General features: G+C 40.2%; 16 protein-coding genes. 8 read left to right on the forward strand and 8 right to left on the reverse strand.

Annotated elements, in window-relative coordinates:
- Positions 1–6: 6 nt before the first annotated feature.
- From dcaP to ACS604_RS03645, 5 genes are read right to left on the reverse strand one after another with little or no spacing between them, the layout of a single operon-like run.
- Positions 7–1,323, reverse strand: coding sequence for an outer membrane trimeric porin-like protein DcaP (gene dcaP, locus ACS604_RS03625; RefSeq protein ID WP_474770052.1), 1,317 nt, complete (start codon positions 1,321–1,323; stop codon positions 7–9).
- 36 nt (positions 1,324–1,359) lie between these two features.
- Positions 1,360–2,013 (reverse strand): 3-oxoacid CoA-transferase subunit B, encoded by a 654-nt coding sequence (locus tag ACS604_RS03630; protein ID WP_016138550.1) that lies wholly within the window; start codon positions 2,011–2,013, stop codon positions 1,360–1,362.
- Complete coding sequence (locus ACS604_RS03635; protein WP_000608703.1) at positions 2,013–2,681, reverse strand: 3-oxoacid CoA-transferase subunit A; 669 nt, start codon at positions 2,679–2,681, stop codon at positions 2,013–2,015. The genes ACS604_RS03630 and ACS604_RS03635 overlap by 1 nt, the downstream gene beginning before the upstream one ends.
- Before the next feature lie 47 nt (positions 2,682–2,728).
- Positions 2,729–4,012, reverse strand: coding sequence for an MFS transporter (locus ACS604_RS03640; protein WP_443272187.1), 1,284 nt, complete (start codon positions 4,010–4,012; stop codon positions 2,729–2,731).
- Between the two features lie 58 nt (positions 4,013–4,070).
- On the reverse strand, positions 4,071–5,225 hold the full coding sequence (locus ACS604_RS03645; RefSeq protein ID WP_443272185.1) for an acyl-CoA dehydrogenase family protein: 1,155 nt from the start codon (positions 5,223–5,225) through the stop codon (positions 4,071–4,073).
- A gap of 311 nt (positions 5,226–5,536) precedes the next feature.
- Here ACS604_RS03645 and ACS604_RS03650 point away from each other — a divergent pair, with 311 nt between their 5' ends.
- From ACS604_RS03650 to ACS604_RS03675, 6 genes are all read left to right on the forward strand, one after another.
- Positions 5,537–6,325 (forward strand): enoyl-CoA hydratase, encoded by a 789-nt coding sequence (locus ACS604_RS03650; RefSeq protein ID WP_474770084.1) that lies wholly within the window; start codon positions 5,537–5,539, stop codon positions 6,323–6,325.
- 29 nt (positions 6,326–6,354) lie between these two features.
- Positions 6,355–7,116 carry an SDR family oxidoreductase gene (locus tag ACS604_RS03655; RefSeq protein ID WP_474770085.1) on the forward strand — a complete coding sequence of 254 codons (762 nt, stop codon included), beginning with the start codon at positions 6,355–6,357 and terminating at the stop codon, positions 7,114–7,116.
- A 61-nt stretch (positions 7,117–7,177) separates the two neighbouring features.
- Positions 7,178–8,701: a 3-hydroxyacyl-CoA dehydrogenase gene (locus ACS604_RS03660; RefSeq protein WP_474770087.1), complete on the forward strand. Its 1,524-nt coding sequence runs from the start codon at positions 7,178–7,180 to the stop codon at positions 8,699–8,701.
- Between the two features lie 14 nt (positions 8,702–8,715).
- Positions 8,716–9,921, forward strand: a complete 1,206-nt coding sequence (locus ACS604_RS03665; protein ID WP_474770089.1) for a 3-oxoadipyl-CoA thiolase — start codon at positions 8,716–8,718, stop codon at positions 9,919–9,921.
- Positions 9,922–10,028: 107 nt separating this feature from the next.
- A complete protein-coding gene (locus tag ACS604_RS03670) occupies positions 10,029–10,871 on the forward strand; it encodes an IclR family transcriptional regulator (RefSeq protein ID WP_000081480.1) in 843 nt (280 codons plus the stop codon).
- A 63-nt stretch (positions 10,872–10,934) separates the two neighbouring features.
- Positions 10,935–12,107 carry an MFS transporter gene (locus ACS604_RS03675; protein ID WP_474770092.1) on the forward strand — a complete coding sequence of 391 codons (1,173 nt, stop codon included), beginning with the start codon at positions 10,935–10,937 and terminating at the stop codon, positions 12,105–12,107.
- Positions 12,108–12,165: 58 nt separating this feature from the next.
- Here the strand turns inward: ACS604_RS03675 and ACS604_RS03680 are convergent, their stop codons facing one another.
- Positions 12,166–13,137 carry an NAD(P)H-dependent flavin oxidoreductase gene (locus tag ACS604_RS03680; RefSeq protein ID WP_474770093.1) on the reverse strand — a complete coding sequence of 324 codons (972 nt, stop codon included), beginning with the start codon at positions 13,135–13,137 and terminating at the stop codon, positions 12,166–12,168.
- A gap of 288 nt (positions 13,138–13,425) precedes the next feature.
- On the opposite strand from ACS604_RS03680, the gene ACS604_RS03685 reads away from it, so the two are divergent.
- Positions 13,426–14,235 (forward strand): enoyl-CoA hydratase, encoded by an 810-nt coding sequence (locus ACS604_RS03685; RefSeq protein WP_474770095.1) that lies wholly within the window; start codon positions 13,426–13,428, stop codon positions 14,233–14,235.
- A 65-nt stretch (positions 14,236–14,300) separates the two neighbouring features.
- On the opposite strand, the gene ACS604_RS03690 is transcribed toward ACS604_RS03685, so the two are convergent.
- Positions 14,301–15,146 (reverse strand): IclR family transcriptional regulator, encoded by an 846-nt coding sequence (locus ACS604_RS03690; RefSeq protein ID WP_013198245.1) that lies wholly within the window; start codon positions 15,144–15,146, stop codon positions 14,301–14,303.
- Positions 15,147–15,331: 185 nt separating this feature from the next.
- Positions 15,332–16,549, reverse strand: a complete 1,218-nt coding sequence (locus ACS604_RS03695) for a CaiB/BaiF CoA transferase family protein (RefSeq protein ID WP_474770096.1) — start codon at positions 16,547–16,549, stop codon at positions 15,332–15,334.
- A gap of 331 nt (positions 16,550–16,880) precedes the next feature.
- On the opposite strand from ACS604_RS03695, the gene ACS604_RS03700 reads away from it, so the two are divergent.
- Positions 16,881–18,032: an acyl-CoA dehydrogenase family protein gene (locus ACS604_RS03700; RefSeq protein WP_474770099.1), complete on the forward strand. Its 1,152-nt coding sequence runs from the start codon at positions 16,881–16,883 to the stop codon at positions 18,030–18,032.
- Positions 18,033–18,038: the final 6 nt, after the last annotated feature.

The following is an 18,038-nucleotide window of genomic DNA, read 5'->3' on the forward strand; positions in this document are numbered from 1 at the left end:
CCTATTTTAGAATTTATACATTGATACAAAGTTTATGCGTGACACATCAGCGGTTCGGCCATCGAAGACTTCACGTTTGCCTTGGTGATATTCCATCCCAATATCCATTTGCTCAATTGGAGAATAAAAGACGTTAGCAGCATAGTCCGTTAAGCGTTTATTAGCATCTGGGTTAAGTTTGGCATAAGCCGTGTCGTCGTCATAATCAAACATTGAAGCCGATAAGTTTGTACGCCATTGCTCGTTGAATTTATATGAATAACCAATATTGATGCTATTCAACTTATTCATCACCAAATCTGTTTTGTCTTCATTTAAAGAGAAATCACCCGCTGCATTTAAACTTGCCGAATTTGCCAAGCCACTTTGGGTGGTGTAAGGCATAAATTTTTGATCGCCAACAATATATTGATAATTTGCTTGTAGCGATTGTTGTGGCGTGAGTTGATATTTTAAGCCGCCACCAGCGCCCCAGCTTACTTTCTTAACCGTGGCAGTTGCGACATCCGTAGATTTTTCATTAATAAAGCCTTGAGCAAGCGCCGTTAAAGGACCTTGTTTAAAGGTATAGCGACCCGTTAAAGTTGGAAATGCCGAGACTCTCGAACCTGTATATTCCAAGGCTACTTTTAAATCATTATTGGCATCGATTTTCCAGTCATAGCGAATTTGCGGAGTGCGCGTATAGGAGGTTCCCATAAATTGAGTGTAATCGACAGATTCTGTACGGGTCTCCATGTTAGACATGAGTGACCATGTTTGACCAAAGGTCCAATCTTTATAGGTAAAAAATGCATGACGAATACGAAATTTACCATCTCCTGTTCCCATGTTAGAGCTATCAAAGAAATCGGCTTCAATATTTCCAGTCACAGCTTTATTAGGGCTATTAAAATAAACGCCCAATCGGCTTGCATTAATCATGGCATCGGAACGTGCATGATTTGAACGTTTTTCACTTTCAAAAGGTGTTCGGTACAGGCTGCTGGTCGTTCTACCGCCCGAGTCTGGTGATGATTTAAAATCGACCGCTGCATCAACACGGGCAATACCGTAAACCTTTACATTATCCGTCCAAGTCACCCATGAAGGAGCAACGGGCTTCTCTGTTACCGTTGCTTTAGTTTTTTCAATGTTCTCTTCAATCTTTACCTGTTTGACCTGTAAATTATTTTGAGTTTGTTTCTGAGCAGCAAGTTCTGCTTTTAATTTTTGCAGCTCGTTTTCTAGCAAATTAATTCTTTGTTCTGTGGTATCTGAAGAATTTGCAAAAATAGTCCCTGAAGCCGCAGCGCAAGCTGCAGCTAAAATTAATTTTTTCATCTTTTAATCCTTAAAGAAGCGTTTTTCCGTGTGTATTTAGGCTACACGTGCATCGATTAGTTCACAGTCAGTGACTGCTTGTAATTCATCAAAACTAAGACCTTCCACCATTTCTGTGACATAAGCTTTTTGGTCTTTGAGCTCAATAATGCATAAATCGGTATAAATACGATTGACACACTGCTCACCCGTCATTGGGTAGCTCAGTTCTTTTACAATTTTGGACTCACCCTTTTTAGTGACATGTTCCATATAGACATAAATCGTTTTCGCGCCGACTGCCAAATCCATAGCACCGCCAACCGCGGGTACATCATCTGCTTTACCAGTATGCCAATTTGCCAAGTCCCCATTTACCGCAACTTGGAATGCACCAATTACACAAATGTCCAGATGACCGCCACGCATAATGTCAAACGAGTCACCATGATGCATAAAACAACCACCATCTAATAAAGTGACAAGTTCTTTTCCAGCATTAACTAAATCTTGGTCTTCTTCACCAGGTTGCGGAGGTGGACCAAAAGCCAAAACACCATTTTCTGAATGTAAAAAGATTTCTTTGTCTTTTGGCAAAAATTTAGCAACGTTGGTCGGCAAGCCAATGCCTAAATTGACATAGGAACCTTCAGGAATGTCATTGGCGATGAGTTTGGCAATATCTTCACGAGAACGCTTTTGAACTGACATTAGATATCTCCTACTTTTACAACGTGCTGAACAAAAATTCCCGGTGTAATAATGCACTCTGGGTCAAGCGTTCCTAGCTCTACGGTGTCATTCACTTGAACAATCGTGGTCTTAGCGGCTTTTGCCATGATTGGACCAAAATTGCGGGCTGCTTTGCGGTAAGTTAAATTGCCCCAGCGGTCAGCTTTATCGGCATAAATCAGTGCAAAGTCAGCTTCAAGTGGATATTCAAGTACATAGTTTTTACCGTTAATGGTTCGGGTTTCTTTGCCCTCGGCAACTTTGGTGCCATAACCAGTCGGAGTAAAAATAGCACCTAGACCCGCACCTGCTGCCTGAATACGACATGCCAAATTACCTTGCGGAACCAGCTCCAACTCGATTTTTCCAGCTCGATATAAGTCTTGAAAAACGGTTGATCCCGCAGATTTTGGAAATGAACAAATCATTTTTTTAACGCAACCCGCAATAATCAGATTTGTTAAACCACGATCACCAGAAGCCGCATTGTTATTTACAATGGTCAGTTCTTTTTTTCCTAAATCGATTAAGGCTTCAATTAATTCAGCAGGTTGCCCCGTCACACCAAACCCGCCTGTCATGATGGTTGCCCCATCAGGAATAGCTTTTAAAATTGGTTCAATGTCACTGGTGATTTTATTTATCATCTCACTTGTCCCTTTTCATCCTTAATTTAAGGTGACAGATTGATCTGTCACTCTGCCTTTTGCGGGTTAAATAGTCGGTCTTTAATAAATAACAATGGAATTACACCGCAGATAAAATAAGCCGCAGCCATCACCAAGAGCCCTAAACCAATAGAACCGTTTTGCGATAGAAAACCAATTGTTAATGGAGAGAAAATAGAAAGTACTTTGCCAATGTTATAAGCACCACCCACTGCCGAGCCTCGAATAGAAGTCGGGAAACTTTCCGTCATATAGGTGGCATTAATTGCGTATGGAATACCGTAAAGGAAACCGAAGAACAGCATCATCCATAAAATGTTAGTTGGTGTATTTAAATAGACAATCACTGGAATAAATAAGGCTGTACCAATGGTTCCGAAAGCGAATACAGCGCGGCGTCCTAATTTGTCGGCAACGATCCCAGCAATTACTTTGGCAAACATCATAATCAGGAAAGTACCGACCATATACATGGCCATTTCTTTAAATTTGATGCCAAGATCAGACTCTAAATAAGCTGGTAACCAGTTACTTACGCCGTAATAACCAAACTGCAATGCACCTGTACTAATAATCCAAAGAACAAACATGGTGCCGTGTTTCTTATCTCTTAAAATTTCAAGATATGGATTTTGACGTTTTTTAGGCTGGTTACTTTGAGCGACTTCTAACGCTTTTAATTGACGAGATTTTTTCCAAGACTCTGGTTCAGGTACACAAAAGTGCATCAAAATTGACAACACTACAGGAGTAATCGCAATCCAATACAGGAAACGCCAGCCATGTTCAGGAATAATATGTCCTGCTAATAAAGTCGCTAGCAAAGAACCCAAGGTATAACCTGTCATGAGCGTAGCCAGAACAGTTGAGCGATGTTTGGTTGGCACCATTTCAGACATTAAAATATTACAAGCAATATAGAGCGCACCTAAGCCCATCGCTCCAAAAGTTCTTAAAACTGCAAATTGCATATAAGAATCAGTAAAACCCAGTGCACTGGTTAAAACTGAAGAATAAGCAATAAAGAACACAATAATGCGGACCCGCCCAAAACGATCACACGCCCAGCCACCAATCAGGCCACCTATAGCCGATCCAAAAAGCGTTAAGCTACCTAGTGTTCCAGCTTGTACACCCGTTAAATGAAATTCTGTTTTAAGACTGGTCAGGCTTAATGCCAAAAAACCTAAGTCTGCCCCATCACACAACAATGTTAAAAAAGCGAATATAAATGCGGTAATCCAAATCTTTTTTGGTGTCTGGATAGCTTCACTGCTAGCCGTATTTTGTGTAACTGTTTCTGTTGTCATGTCCATATCCTCAGAAGGAACATGAGGCATCCAATGCCTCATGGCATTTGATTTTTTATTAGGCTGTAGCTTCCCTAATCATATTTTTGGCAATAATAATTTGTTGAACTTGCGTGGTTCCTTCATAGAGACGGAACAAACGGACATCGCGATAAAAACGTTCAATGGCATATTCACTGATATAGCCTGCGCCACCGTGAATCTGTACACAGCGGTCAGCAACACGTCCGCACATTTCAGTTGCAAACATTTTTGCGCAAGATGCTTCTGTACTAATGTTTTCGCCATTATCACGGCGACGGGCTGCATCTAAAACCATACATTTGGCCGCATAAATCTCAGCTTTTGAGTCAGCAAGCATGGCTTGAATCAACTGGAAGTTCGCAATGGGTTGACCAAATTGTTTACGCTCAATTGCATAGTGTAATGCATCGTTTAACATACGCTCAGAAACACCCACACTATATGCACCAATGTGCAAGCGCCCTTTATCAAGAACTTTCATTGCCGTTTTAAAACCGACACCTTCTACCCCACCAATCAGTGCAGAAGCAGGTACACGGCAGTTATCAAAAATTACATCACAGGTATGTGAGCCTTTTTGCCCCATTTTTTGGTCAATTTTTCCCAAGGTAATACCTGGTGTATTGGCCTCAACTAAAAAAGCTGAAATACCGCCTGACCCTTTAATTTCAGGATTGGTTCGCGCCATTACGGTGAAAGTTGCAGCGTGAGGTGCATTGGTAATAAAACGTTTGGTACCGTTTAATACATAAAAATCGCCATCTTTTACGGCACTGGTTTTTAAAGAAGCAGCATCGGAACCAGATTCAGGCTCGGTTAAACAAAATGAACCAATAATTTCGCCACTTGCATAACGCGGTAAATATTTTTGCTTTTGCTCTTCTGTACCATCAATCAAAATTGCACTTGAGCCAATACCGTTGTTGGTACCAATTAAAGAACGAAAAGCCGGTGAAGTTTGTCCAAGTTCAAATGCAACTCTGACTTCCTCTTCCATGGTGATGCCTAAGCCACCATATTCTTCGGGAATTGTGAGGCCGAACAAACCTAGCTCACGCATTTGCTGCACAATGTCATCTGGAATTTTATCTTTCTCTACCACTTCGTTTTCACGAGGGATTAATTCATTTTTTACAAAATCTCGAATTGTTGAAAGTAACTGCTCCAACATCCCTTCATCACGGATCATCTGTGATCTCCCTTTTTATGTATTTCCATCGTACCCATCAGCCATCTCCAGCTTGTCTGGATACCATGTTTTAAATCTTGTTTACTGCGGATGTGTTTCATAGTACGAGAACGAAAATACAAATTTCAAGCTTTTTTGAAAATTAATTTCGTTAAACGAAATTTAAAAACACACCATTACGGAATATCAAATACTTAGCTTATTTAATAAATCCTAATTGCTCTAATGGACTAAATAAGACTTGAAATAAATTCCAAAATAAGCATCATAAAAGGAATATAGTTTTGATATGCGAAACAAGGAATTCAAAAATGAGTGTATTAACAGGGAATAATTTCGTAGAAGTCGACTTTTCTATTCAAAAAATAGCGATTGTAAAAATAAACCGACCTGAAGCAAAAAATGCACTGAATACAGAGGTTCGCAAACAATTAGCACAAGCTTTTACCGAATTAAGTTTTAACGATGAAATCAATGCAGTTGTGCTCACAGGTGGCGAAGAAGTCTTTGCCGCAGGTGCAGATTTAAAAGAAATGGCAACCGCAACTTCAACTGAAATGTTATTGCGTCATACCGAACGTTATTGGAATGCGATTGCTCAGTGTCCTAAACCCGTGATTGCTGCTGTAAATGGTTATGCATTAGGGGGTGGCTGCGAACTTGCAATGCACGCTGATATTATTATTGCAGGTAAAGGCGCAACCTTTGGTCAACCGGAAATTAAAGTCGGTTTAATGCCAGGTGCTGGTGGGACACAACGTTTATTCCGTGCGGTTGGTAAATTTCATGCCATGCGCATGATTATGACGGGTGCTATGGTGAAAGCCGAAGAAGCTTATATCATTGGTCTTGTTTCACAAGTCACAGAAGATGGCCAAACCATTCCAACAGCCATTCAAATGGCACAAAGTCTCGCCAAAATGCCTCCAATTGCCCTGCAACAAATTAAAGAAGTTGCACTCATGAGCGAAGACGTTCCGTTAAATGCAGGCCTAACTCTAGAACGTAAAGCATTCCAGTTATTGTTCTCTACCGAAGATAAAAATGAAGGCGTTCAAGCTTTTATTGAAAAACGTAAACCGTCTTATCAAGGTAAATAATTTAAAAAGATAATAACAAAGGAATGAAAATGAGCAGAAAAGTATTGATTAGTGCAGGTGGTTCAGGGATTGGACAATGCATTGCTGAAGTCTTTTTAAACAATCATGATGAAGTTTTTGTTTGTGATATTAATGCTAAAAGCCTAGAACAGTTTCAGCAAGATTATCCAAATTTGCATATACATACATGTGATTTGGCTGATCATGAGCAAATTAAACTCATGTTTAATGAAGCAGTTCAGAAACTTGGCGGTATTGATATTTTAGTCAATAACACTGGCATCTCAGGCCCGACTGTTGCCGCAGATGAACTAAGTTTTGATGATTGGAACACGGTGATTAATTTAAACCTGAATAGCACTTTTTTAATTACCCAGTTAGCCATTCCCTATTTAAAAAAAGCACAAGCAGGCGTGATTATTAATATGTCGTCTATTGCCGGCCGCTTAGGCTATCCATACCGATTGGCTTATTCTACTTCAAAATGGGGGCTGATTGGTTTTACCAAAACGCTTTCTATGGAACTCGGTGCAGACAATATTCGAGTTAACGCTATTCTTCCGGGTGCAGTAGATGGTGATCGAGTTCAACGTGTATTACAGGCCCGTGCCGATGTAGCCCATACCTCACTTGAAGAAGTGACTCAAAACGCACTGAAAAATCAGTCGCTCAAATATTTTGTAAATCCAAAGCATATTGCAGATTTATGCCTATTTATAGCCTCAGATAGCGGACGCTCTATTTCAGGTCAAATCTTACCAGTTGATGGTGATAAACAATGCTTAAGCTAAATCACAAAACCCTATTTTTCCGTTTAATTTCAAATATAGATTAATTATCAGGATGATCGACATGACTTATGATATTAAAAGCATGGCTGTGATTGGTGTCGGTATTATGGGCAGTGGTATTGCTCAAATTGCGGCGCAGTCAGGTCATACTACTTATTTATATGATGCCAAAGCAGGCGCAGCAGAACAGGCTAAAGAAAAACTAGCTGCCACATTTCAAAAGTTAGTCGACAAAAATAAAATTACATCTGAGCAAGCAACAGCGGCAAATAACCATTTAATTGTTGCTCAGCAAATTGACGATTTAAAAAATTGCGACCTTATTGTAGAAGCAATTGTTGAACGCCTCGATATCAAACAAAGTTTGATGCAACAGCTTGAAGACATTGTTTCAGACAATACCATTTTAGCCTCAAACACTTCTTCTCTTTCTATTACAGCCATTGCTGCAAACTGCAAAAAACCTGAACGTGTCGTGGGTTATCACTTTTTTAACCCAGTACCACTCATGAAAGTAGTCGAAGTCATTCGTGGTTTAAAAACTGACCCACTTATTATTGATGCTTTAAACGATCTGTCTCGTGCATTTGGCCATCGCCCTGTTGTTGCCAAAGATACCCCTGGATTTATTATTAATCACGCCGGTCGGGCGTATGGCACCGAAGCACTCAAAATTTTAAATGAAAACGTTTGCGACATTAGTGAAATTGACCGAATTTTACGTGACGGCGTTGGTTTTAGAATGGGTCCTTTTGAACTTCTCGATTTAACTGGTCTTGATGTTTCACATCCTGTGATGGAGTCGATTTATCATCAGTACTATGAAGAAGCCCGCTACAAACCAAATCCACTGACCAAGCAAATGCTTGATGCCAAACAACTTGGACGTAAGGTTAATCAAGGTTTTTATAACTATGAAACCGGTTCAAAAACAGGTGAACAACCTGCCAAGTTTGTAGAGCGTTTAGCACAATATCCAAAAGTTTGGATTGCGGCAGATTTCTTAGACGATAAAAAAAAGCTTGAAGATTATTTAACTCAGCAAAATATTGCCCTAGACATCAACCCCGAACCTAAAACAGATAGTTTATGTTTACTCGCTTGCTACGGTGAAGACACAACCCAAGCGGCTACTCGCCTTGGGGTTAACCCAGAACAAGCCGTTGCTATAGACATGCTGTATGGCATTGCCAAGCACCGCACCTTGATGCCTTCACTTATTACCAAATCTGAATACCGACAAGCCGCTCACTCTATTTTCAATTTAGATGGAAGTCTGGTGAGTATGATTAATGAAAGTATTGGCTTTGTTGCTCAGCGTGTTTTAGCCATGGTCATTAATCTAGGCTGTGATATTGCCCAGCAAAATGTTGCTACGGTAGATGACATTAATGCCGCGGTACGTCTTGGTTTAGGTTATCCGTTTGGACCAATTGAATGGGGCGATCAAGTCGGTAGCGAAAAAGTCTTACTTATTCTGAACCGTATAACAGCACTTAGCCATGACCCGCGTTACCGCCCTAGCCCGTGGTTACAGCGTCGTGTCGCACTTCATTTACCTCTTACTTTTACTCACGAGTCTTGAAAAGGAATTTCTCAATGTTAAATGCATATATCTATGATGGTTTACGTAGTCCATTTGGCCGTCATGCGGGTGAACTTGCCTCAATTCGCCCTGATGATTTAGCAGCAACCGTTATTCAAAAATTACTTGAAAAAACTGGTGTACCGGGCGCGGATATTGAAGATGTGATTTTAGGCGACACCAATCAAGCGGGTGAAGATAGTCGTAATGTGGCACGAAATGCATTATTACTTGCAGGTTTACCAGTCACTGTACCGGGCCAGACGGTAAACCGCCTATGTGCTAGTGGTTTAGGTGCCGTGATTGATTCAGCACGTGCCATTACTTGTGGTGAAGGCGAACTCTATATCGCAGGTGGTGTAGAAAGTATGTCACGTGCTCCCTTTGTGATGGGTAAAGCCGAAAGTGCTTATAGCCGTGATGCAAAAATTTATGACACCACCATTGGCTCTCGTTTTCCAAATAAAAAAATTATTGCTCAGTACGGTGGCCATTCAATGCCTGAAACGGGTGATAACGTTGCAGCCGACTTTGGTATTAGCCGCGAGCAGGCTGATTTATTTGCAGCTCAATCACAAGCCAAATATCAAAAAGCCAAAGAAGAAGGTTTCTTTGCTGATGAAATTACCCCAATTGAGGTTTTCCAAGGCAAAAAATTGCCACCTAAACTCGTTTCAGAAGATGAACACCCTCGCCCAAGCTCAACTGTTGAAGCACTCACAAAGTTAAAACCGCTCTTTGATGGTGGCGTGGTTACTGCGGGTAATGCCTCAGGTATTAATGATGGTGCAGCAGCACTTTTGATTGGTTCAGAAGCAGCAGGTCAAAAATATGGCCTAAAACCAATGGCAAAAATCTTGTCCGCTGCGGCTGCTGGTATTGAACCACGCATTATGGGTGCAGGCCCTATTGAAGCCATTAAAAAAGCCGTTGCGCGTGCTGGTCTTACCTTAGATGACATGGATATTATTGAAATTAATGAAGCTTTTGCTTCACAAGTTTTATCTTGTTTAAAAGGCTTAAATGTTGATTTTAATGACCCACGTGTGAACCCAAACGGTGGCGCGATTGCAGTTGGTCATCCACTTGGTGCATCTGGCGCTCGTCTTAGCTTAACAGTAGCTCGCGAGTTAATTCGCCGTAAAAAGAAATATGCCGTGGTGAGCCTATGTATTGGTGTAGGTCAAGGTCTTGCAATGGTGATTGAAAACGTTTCATAAACTGCACCAAATATCCATTCATCACAACAGCGCAGTGATGAATGGATTTATTTTGCAGAGCGAAATATAATGGCAAAACTATTGCTTTAATTATATTTGAGGATCGAATGTCTCAAAACACGGAAACTGAAAAACCAATAAATTTTGATGAGATACGTTTAGATCCTATTTCGCATATACATCGGGAAAATAACCCACAATTTATTGCTTCTTTAGCACGCGGTTTAGAACTTTTAAGATGCTTTTCTGCAAATAATCAGGTGCTGGGTAACCAAGAATTAGCAAAAATGACAGGTTTACCTAAACCGACGATTGCACGTATTACCAATACCCTTGTGTCATTAGGTTATTTAAAACAATTGCCTAATTCGACTAAATACACACTAGATATTGGTGTCTTATCTTTAGGATACGCTGCATTATCTAACATCTCGATTCGCAATATTGCTCATCAATATATGGAAGAGATGAGTCAGTATGTTCAAGCACCTGTAGCGATGGCAACGCGTGATCGCTTAAATATGGTGTATATCGATGTTGTGCAAATTGAAACTGCATTAAATATGCGTCGTCCAATTGGTTCGACTTTGCCAATTCATAGTAGTTCAATGGGCCGAGCCTGCTTAGCTGCTACCCCTGAACGTGAACGCAACTTTCTACTTGATGCGTTGAAACAAAAGAATCCCGAAAACTGGCCAGCCATAAAACGTTCTTTAGAACGAGCTTTCCGTGATTACCAAGATTATGGATATTGTTTGTCTTTAGGCGAGTGGCATAAAGAAGTGAACTCGGTGGCTGTACCTTTAGTCAGCTCCAAACATGGTCTTTATGTTTTTAACTGTGGTGCGCCAAGTTTTCATTTAAATCCGGAAAAACTTGAAGGTGAAATTGGACCACGTTTAATTCACATGGTGCACAACATTCAAGATGCCTTGAATGAAACGCACTAACAATCTTGCTTAAAACAGTCATGGTTGTGTTGATTAAAGTTCCACTTTCATTATGACTAAGGCATGATGAAAAACGCACTCTATACCCCAACCATTATTTTAATGGCGATTGCCGCAGGCATTTGTACAGGTGGAAATTATTTTAGTCAGCCACTTATTCACTCAATTAGTGTAAGCCTAAATTTAACCGAAACAACTACAGCGTGGGTGCCAACTCTAGCCCAAATCACCTACGCATGTGGCTTACTCTTTTTAATGCCGTTGGGCGACATAATAGAAAAGCGCAAACTGCTATTTATCTTTATGTTATTGGCTTCAAGTGGATTAATTATTAGCGGTTTTTCGCACAATATTTATCTTTTACTGCTTGGTACCGTCATTACTGGTCTATTTTCTAGTTCAGCTCAATTGTTATTACCCCTTGCAGCAAGTCTAGTTCCGATTCAACAAAGTGGCCGTGTTGTTGGTTTCTTACTGAGCGGACTGATGATGGGGGTTTTACTCGCCCGTTCCTTTTCAGGGCTGATGTCTACGCTTTTTGCTTGGAACATTATTTATCTGGTCAGTGGTTTTCTACTACTTATCATTGCCTTTATTTTGCACCGTAATATCGGGTTATTCCCACCAACTAAATCTGAAAACTATGCAAAAACCATCCGCTCGCTTCCGCAAATTTTTATTCAAAATCGACGTTTAAGAACTAGAACTTATATTGGGGGTTTTACATTTGCTTGTGTGAGTTTAACCTTTACCACCATGTCGTTGCTTTTGGCTCCAGCACCCTATTTTTTTAGCGATTTTACCATTGGGCTTTTCAGTTTTGTTGGGGTATTAGGGACGTTCGTTGCCAATTTCTCAGGCAAATTTATTGACCAAGGCTATATTCATAAAATTTCAATTTATTGTGGCGTCGGGCTTATTGTAAGTTGGATTCTTTTTTCACTTTTACCCTACCACTTCGCTTTTTATATTATTGCCTTACTTATTCTCTACGCTTCACTTTCTGCTGTTCATGTCACCAACCAAAGTATCGTATTTAAACTTAATCAAGAATTACGCTCACGGTTTAATGCGATTTATATGACAGGTTACTTTGCTGGCGGCGCATTAGGCACAACAGCGGGAAGCTATGCTTGGAAACACTACGGATGGATGGGTGTCTGTATTTTAGGCTTATTTTTTGCCGTTTTATGTCTTTATTATTGTGTGCGTGATGCAAAAAATCAGCACAATTAAAACTTGTGCTGATGTATATAAATTAGGCTAATAATGAGTTATAGAAGCTAGGATAATTCTATAAAAGTCCCAATAATCGGCCACGAATAATATCTTCTGCATCTTTGACAATTCGGTTAACCAGTTCATCGCATGTCGGAATATCATGAATCAAGCTTGCGACCAAACCGCATGACCATGCACCTGCATTAACATCGCCATCAATCATGACTTTTGGATAAACACCCGCAACTTCTTCGATAATATCTTCAAATTTAATGTTATCGCCGAGTGCTTTTTCTTTTGCCACAATTTTTTCTACAGCAGCATTATTCATAACACGTTCAGTATTACGTAACGCACGCATAATTAAACGTGTATCTCGTTCGGTTGCATTTAAAATCGCCTGTTTCACATTTGCATGTACGGGAGCTTCCTGAGTCGCAATAAAGCGCGTTCCCATATTAATTCCATCGGCACCCATCGCTAAAGCAGCGGCGAGTGAGCGTCCATCTGCCATTCCACCTGAAGCAACAAACGGGATTTCTAATGCATCGGCAGCTAAAGGCAACAAAATCATATTGGGCACATCATCTTCACCGGGGTGACCACCGCACTCGAAACCATCTACAGAAACTGCATCGCACCCAATTTGCTGAGCTTTTAAGCTATGTCGAACTGAAGTACATTTGTGAATGACTTTAATGCCAGCAGCTTTTAAATACGGCATGACTTGTTCAGGATTACGCCCCGCTGTTTCTACAATCTTTACACCACCTTTAATAATTGCTTCTACAAAACTTGGATAATCAGGAGTATTCACCGTAGGCAAAAAAGTTAAATTTACCCCGAAAGGCTTATCGGTCATTTCTCGGCAACGTGCAATTTCTTTTGCCAAATTTTCAGGCGTACGCTGAGTCAGGCCAGTGATAATGCCTAAACCGCCCGCGTTTGAAACCGCAGCCGCCAGCTCTGCAAAACCAACATAATGCATACCGCCTTGAATAATAGGATGCTCGATTTCAAATAGTTCTGTAATTTTGGTCTTCATATTATTTCCACTCACTGTTCTATAGCTAGCTTCTCATTTCCTTCGCAGAGCTAGATGCTTATTTACGCATCATAAAGCCCATCATCATTTAAAGTGATTTAAGGTAAAAATTTCACAATACAAAATTTTATACCACAATATAAAACAAAATAATTGATAACGGAATTATTTTTCGATAGCATCACTTTAATAAGTTTAAATTTTAGACGGCAAGTTATTTGAACAAGTATGAGTTTCCATAAACAAGAAACAAAGAATTTTCAAATAGTTAATTTAAAGGAATGAATGATGCAACAGGACAATAGGACTCAAAACGTGCTTAAAACAGGCTCAATTCAACAGTTTTTTGATAAAAATATACTAACGCTCACCATGAGCAATCCCACCAAAAAAAATGCAATTAACTATGAAATGTATGCGACTCTAAGTCTGGCATTAAATGAAGCTGCAACCAATCAAGACGTTCACGTGGTTATACTGACTGGTGAAGGAGCTGCATTTACCAGTGGCAATGATGTCAACGCATTCGAAACACGCGATACAACCAGTTCCGAACCGCCTTCTTCCATTGTTTTCTTAAAAAGCTTGGCAACCTTTCCAAAACCAATTATTGCCAAAGTAAATGGTGTGGCCATTGGCATCGGCAGCACCATGCTTCTACATTGCGACCTTGTGTATGCAAGCCAAAACTCTATTTTCCAATTCCCATTTGTAAACTTGGGACTAGTACCTGAAGCAGGTTCAAGTTATATCTTGCCAAGACTATTGGGCTTTGCTCGCGCTTCAGAAATTATTTTGCTCGGTGAAAAGTTTTCGGCAGATCAAGCAAAGAATTATGGCTTATTGAATGAAATATTTGAGGCAAATGAGCTGGATCAAGTCGTTGAAGATGTAGCAACTAAACTGGCTCACAAACCAAGCCAAGCCTTACAGCTGAGTAAAAAGTTGCTAAGAGATATGCCAATTGATGATCTACTCAATCGTATTGATCATGAGTCGACTATTTTCTCACATTGTTTGCAAGGTTCCGAGTTTAAAGAAGCATTAAATGCTTTCAAAGAAAAAAGAAAACCGAACTTTCACAAGCAAACAGCTTAAAGTTTGCCTACTAAAAAGCCAGCATTGAAAATCATTGCTGGCTTTTATAAGTAAATCAGATTGGTTTAGCTAATCTCGGTGCGAATATTATTCACCATATGTAAAAGACGTGGTGCAATATCTTCTTCAAGCTTTTCACGGTTCATAATAAAACTTGGACCGCCACAGTTAAATACTAGTAAACCATGTTGTTCATGAATGAGTGGAACCGCAACCGAGTTCACGTCTTTATGCCATTCACCGATCGAAAAACAATATCCAAAATCTTGGTAGTCTTTAAAAGCTTTGTCTAGATCACGGTTAATTTTGATCCAGTCTTCTTTATGTTTGCTACGAATGGCATCTAGCAGAAACTCTCTTTCATCTTCAGGCATGGCTGCTAAACATGCACGCCCCATCGAACTTAAATGAATCGGTAAATAGGTTCCAACTTGACGGCGCATGGTCATGTTGCCTTTACCTTGTACCACATCAAGATAAATCATATTCAGTCGATCGCGTGTTGCCATTGCAACAGCAGCGCCAGCATAGTCTGCCAAATTTTTCATATATGGATGAGCAATAGAGCGAATCGATACGTTAGACAACATAGAATAACCAAACGCAAGAACACCCACTGAAAGCTGAAATTTGCTTGAGTTAGGTACTTGTTTGATATAACCCAAACGCGACAAGGTATGTGTAAGGCGAGTAATGGTTGGTTTAGGCAAACCAGTCATCTGAGCAAGTTCTTGGTTGCCCAAATGCTGATGCTTAGGCGTAAAACAACGTAATAGCTCTAAACCACGTGCTAATGCAGTAATAAATTGGCGATCATTTTCATCCTGCATATCTTCAATCGGATGTAATAATTCATGCCTTAACGGCGCTAATAATTTTTCTGTCGGTTCTGCATCTACTGCATCATTCATTGTCATACCAATCCATATTTTGTTTCGCACTGCGAAAATTATAATCTATTTTTTCTATAAATAGCAAAAGAGCAAACATCCTAGTCTGCGTCTAAAACATAACTTCATTTAACTCATTAAAGCGAAAGGTTAAATATTTTATTTTCTGATTTTAAATATAATTTTAACCCCTCGCTTTATGCCACTTATCCAATTACGCCCTTTTCTTTCAACTCAGCTAGTTTTTCTGAAGAAACCACTCGACCTAAAATCGCCTGAGTATGTTCTCCTAACAACGGAGGTGCTGTTTTATACTCAACAGGTGTTCTAGAGAGTTTGATTGGTGACCCAATTACCTTCAATTTTTCACGTTGCGGGTGATTCATCTCGACCAGCATTTCTCGAGCAATCACTTGAGGCTCCTGAAAAGCTTGTTCCAAGTTATTAATCACACCGACCGGAACTTTAGCCGCATAAATTGCATCTACCCATTCATCTGCTGTCTTAGTTAAAAAGTGTTTTGATAAAATCCCAATGATTTCCTCACGGTGTTTGATTCGATCTGCATTTCGGGCAAAACGTGCATCATTTGGTAAATCGGGTAACCCAATACTTCGACAGAGCTGAATAAATTGAGTGTCATTTCCACACGCAATAATAAAATCACGATCAGAAGCTTTAAATACCTGATAAGGCACGATATTGGCATGTGCATTGCCATAACGCTTCGGGATATTACCCGATGAAAGATAGTTCATTCCCTGATTTGCCATTGTGGCAATTTGAACATCAAGCAAAGCCATATCAATATATTGGCCTAAACCTGTCACATGGCGGTTGAGTAAAGCAGCTTGTATAGCAATCGTAGAATAAAGACCTGTGGCTAAATCGGAAAATGCCACACCTACTTTTTGTGGCCCACCGCCCGGCAAATCATCACGTTCACCCGTGACTGACATGAGGCCGCCCATGCCTTGAATAATAAAGTCATAACCGGGTTCTTCTGCTCTTGGGCCAGTTTGACCAAAGCCTGTAATCGAGCAATACACCAGTTTAGGGTTAATCTCAGATAAAGACTCATAATCCAAACCGTATTTTTTCAGAGAACCCGCTTTATAGTTTTCAATCACGACATCGGTGTCTTGAATGAGTGCTTTAATTAGCTCTTGTCCATCAGAACTGGCAATATCAATGGCAACCGATAACTTATTGCGGTTAGTGGACTGGTAATAAGCGGCTTCTTGGGTGTCTTGGCCTGAGTCATTTTTCATCCAAGGTGGTCCCCAAGAACGAGTATCGTCACCGACTTTCGGTCTTTCAATCTTGATTACTTCTGCACCTAAATCGGCAAGAATCTGCCCACACCAAGGTCCAGCCAATACCCGACTTAAGTCAAGCACCCGAATTCCATTTAAAGCACCCATCTTCATCCCACTATATTTTGTGACTCATTTCCTATTGGAAAATTTATCCATTTAAAATTTCGCATAGCGATATATATTTTTAATATACACAGCTCATTTTAAAAATCAAACTTTAATTTTCCACTAAAAATAATGATTTTTCATAAGAAAATATAGCTTAAATAAATCAATAAATTAGGCAAACATAAAACAACAACAAAGTATCGCATTGCGAAATTAATTTTCAAAATATATTGTTTTACGTTCATCCTTTGATTAATATCGCTTCAAATATTGATGATTTTACGAACATCACATTGATGTTTTTTGCATGTAGTAAAAGGACGAGACTATGATTCGAGATCAGGAAACCTTAGATCAACTTGTTGATATGATTCGGCAATTTGTTGAAGGTGTATTAATTCCTCATGAGAATGAAGTCGCTGAAACGGATGAAATCCCTCAACACATCGTTGAACAAATGAAAGCGCTGGGCTTATTTGGTTTAACCATTCCTGAAGAGTACGAAGGTCTTGGGCTAACAATGGAAGAAGAGGTCTATGTCGCTTTTGAATTAGGTCGTACCTCTCCTGCTTTTCGCTCTCTGATTGGAACCAATAATGGTATTGGTTCAAGTGGTCTGATTATTGACGGGACGGAAGCACAAAAATCATTTTTCTTGCCACGTTTAGCGCGTGGTGAAGTGATCAGTTCTTTTTGTTTAACCGAACCAGACGCAGGCTCGGACGCAGCTTCTTTAAAAACCAGTGCAGTAAAAGATGGCGATTTTTATGTGTTAAACGGCACTAAACGCTTTATTACTAATGCACCCCATGCTGGCGTATTTACAGTCATGGCACGTACAAGCTCTGATATTAAAGGTGCTGGTGGTATTTCTGCTTTTATTGTTGATAGCCAAACCCCAGGCATTTCTCTTGGTAAACGCGATAAAAAAATGGGGCAAAAAGGCGCCCATACGTGTGACGTGATTTTTGAAAATTGCCGTGTACCCGCCTCTGCTCTCATTGGTGGCGTGGAAGGTGTTGGTTTTAAAACGGCCATGAAAGTGCTCGATAAAGGCCGTTTGCATATTGCTGCTTTAAGTGTCGGCGCAGCAACCAGAATGCTAGATGATTCTTTAAATTACGCCATCGAACGCAAGCAGTTTGGGCAACCTATTGCCGAATTTCAACTCATTCAAGCCATGCTTGCCGACTCAAAAGCCGAAATTTATGCGGCTAAATGTATGGTCTTAGACGCTGCACGTCTACGCGATGCCGGACATAACGTTAGCACTGAAGCTTCATGCGCAAAAATGTTTGCGACCGAAATGTGTGGCCGTGTCGCCGATCGCTGTGTACAGATTCACGGCGGTGCGGGTTACATCAGTGAATATGCCATTGAACGTTTTTATCGAGATGTTCGTTTGTTCCGTCTCTATGAAGGGACCACTCAAATTCAACAAGTGATTATTGCCCGAAACATGATTCGCGCTGCGTCTTAATCAAAT

The organism is Acinetobacter sp. Li1LvA2 (genome assembly GCF_056156705.1).

Bases quoted from the DNA above. Each gene is read 5' to 3' on its own strand.
- ACS604_RS03630 (WP_016138550.1), bottom strand. From the start codon at position 2,013: ATGTCAGTTCAAAAGCGTTCTCGTGAAGATATTGCCAAACTCATCGCC.
- ACS604_RS03645 (WP_443272185.1), bottom strand. From the start codon at position 5,225: ATGATCCGTGATGAAGGGATGTTGGAGCAGTTACTTTCAACAATTCGA.
- ACS604_RS03680 (WP_474770093.1), bottom strand. From the start codon at position 13,137: ATGAAGACCAAAATTACAGAACTATTTGAAATCGAGCATCCTATTATT.
- ACS604_RS03640 (WP_443272187.1), bottom strand. From the start codon at position 4,012: ATGACAACAGAAACAGTTACACAAAATACGGCTAGCAGTGAAGCTATC.
- ACS604_RS03655 (WP_474770085.1), top strand. From the start codon at position 6,355: ATGAGCAGAAAAGTATTGATTAGTGCAGGTGGTTCAGGGATTGGACAA.
- ACS604_RS03690 (WP_013198245.1), bottom strand. From the start codon at position 15,146: ATGAATGATGCAGTAGATGCAGAACCGACAGAAAAATTATTAGCGCCG.
- ACS604_RS03635 (WP_000608703.1), bottom strand. From the start codon at position 2,681: ATGATAAATAAAATCACCAGTGACATTGAACCAATTTTAAAAGCTATT.
- ACS604_RS03660 (WP_474770087.1), top strand. From the start codon at position 7,178: ATGACTTATGATATTAAAAGCATGGCTGTGATTGGTGTCGGTATTATG.
- dcaP (WP_474770052.1), bottom strand. From the start codon at position 1,323: ATGAAAAAATTAATTTTAGCTGCAGCTTGCGCTGCGGCTTCAGGGACT.
- ACS604_RS03670 (WP_000081480.1), top strand. From the start codon at position 10,029: ATGTCTCAAAACACGGAAACTGAAAAACCAATAAATTTTGATGAGATA.
- ACS604_RS03695 (WP_474770096.1), bottom strand. From the start codon at position 16,549: ATGGGTGCTTTAAATGGAATTCGGGTGCTTGACTTAAGTCGGGTATTG.
- ACS604_RS03700 (WP_474770099.1), top strand. From the start codon at position 16,881: ATGATTCGAGATCAGGAAACCTTAGATCAACTTGTTGATATGATTCGG.
- ACS604_RS03675 (WP_474770092.1), top strand. From the start codon at position 10,935: ATGATGAAAAACGCACTCTATACCCCAACCATTATTTTAATGGCGATT.
- ACS604_RS03685 (WP_474770095.1), top strand. From the start codon at position 13,426: ATGCAACAGGACAATAGGACTCAAAACGTGCTTAAAACAGGCTCAATT.
- ACS604_RS03650 (WP_474770084.1), top strand. From the start codon at position 5,537: ATGAGTGTATTAACAGGGAATAATTTCGTAGAAGTCGACTTTTCTATT.
- ACS604_RS03665 (WP_474770089.1), top strand. From the start codon at position 8,716: ATGTTAAATGCATATATCTATGATGGTTTACGTAGTCCATTTGGCCGT.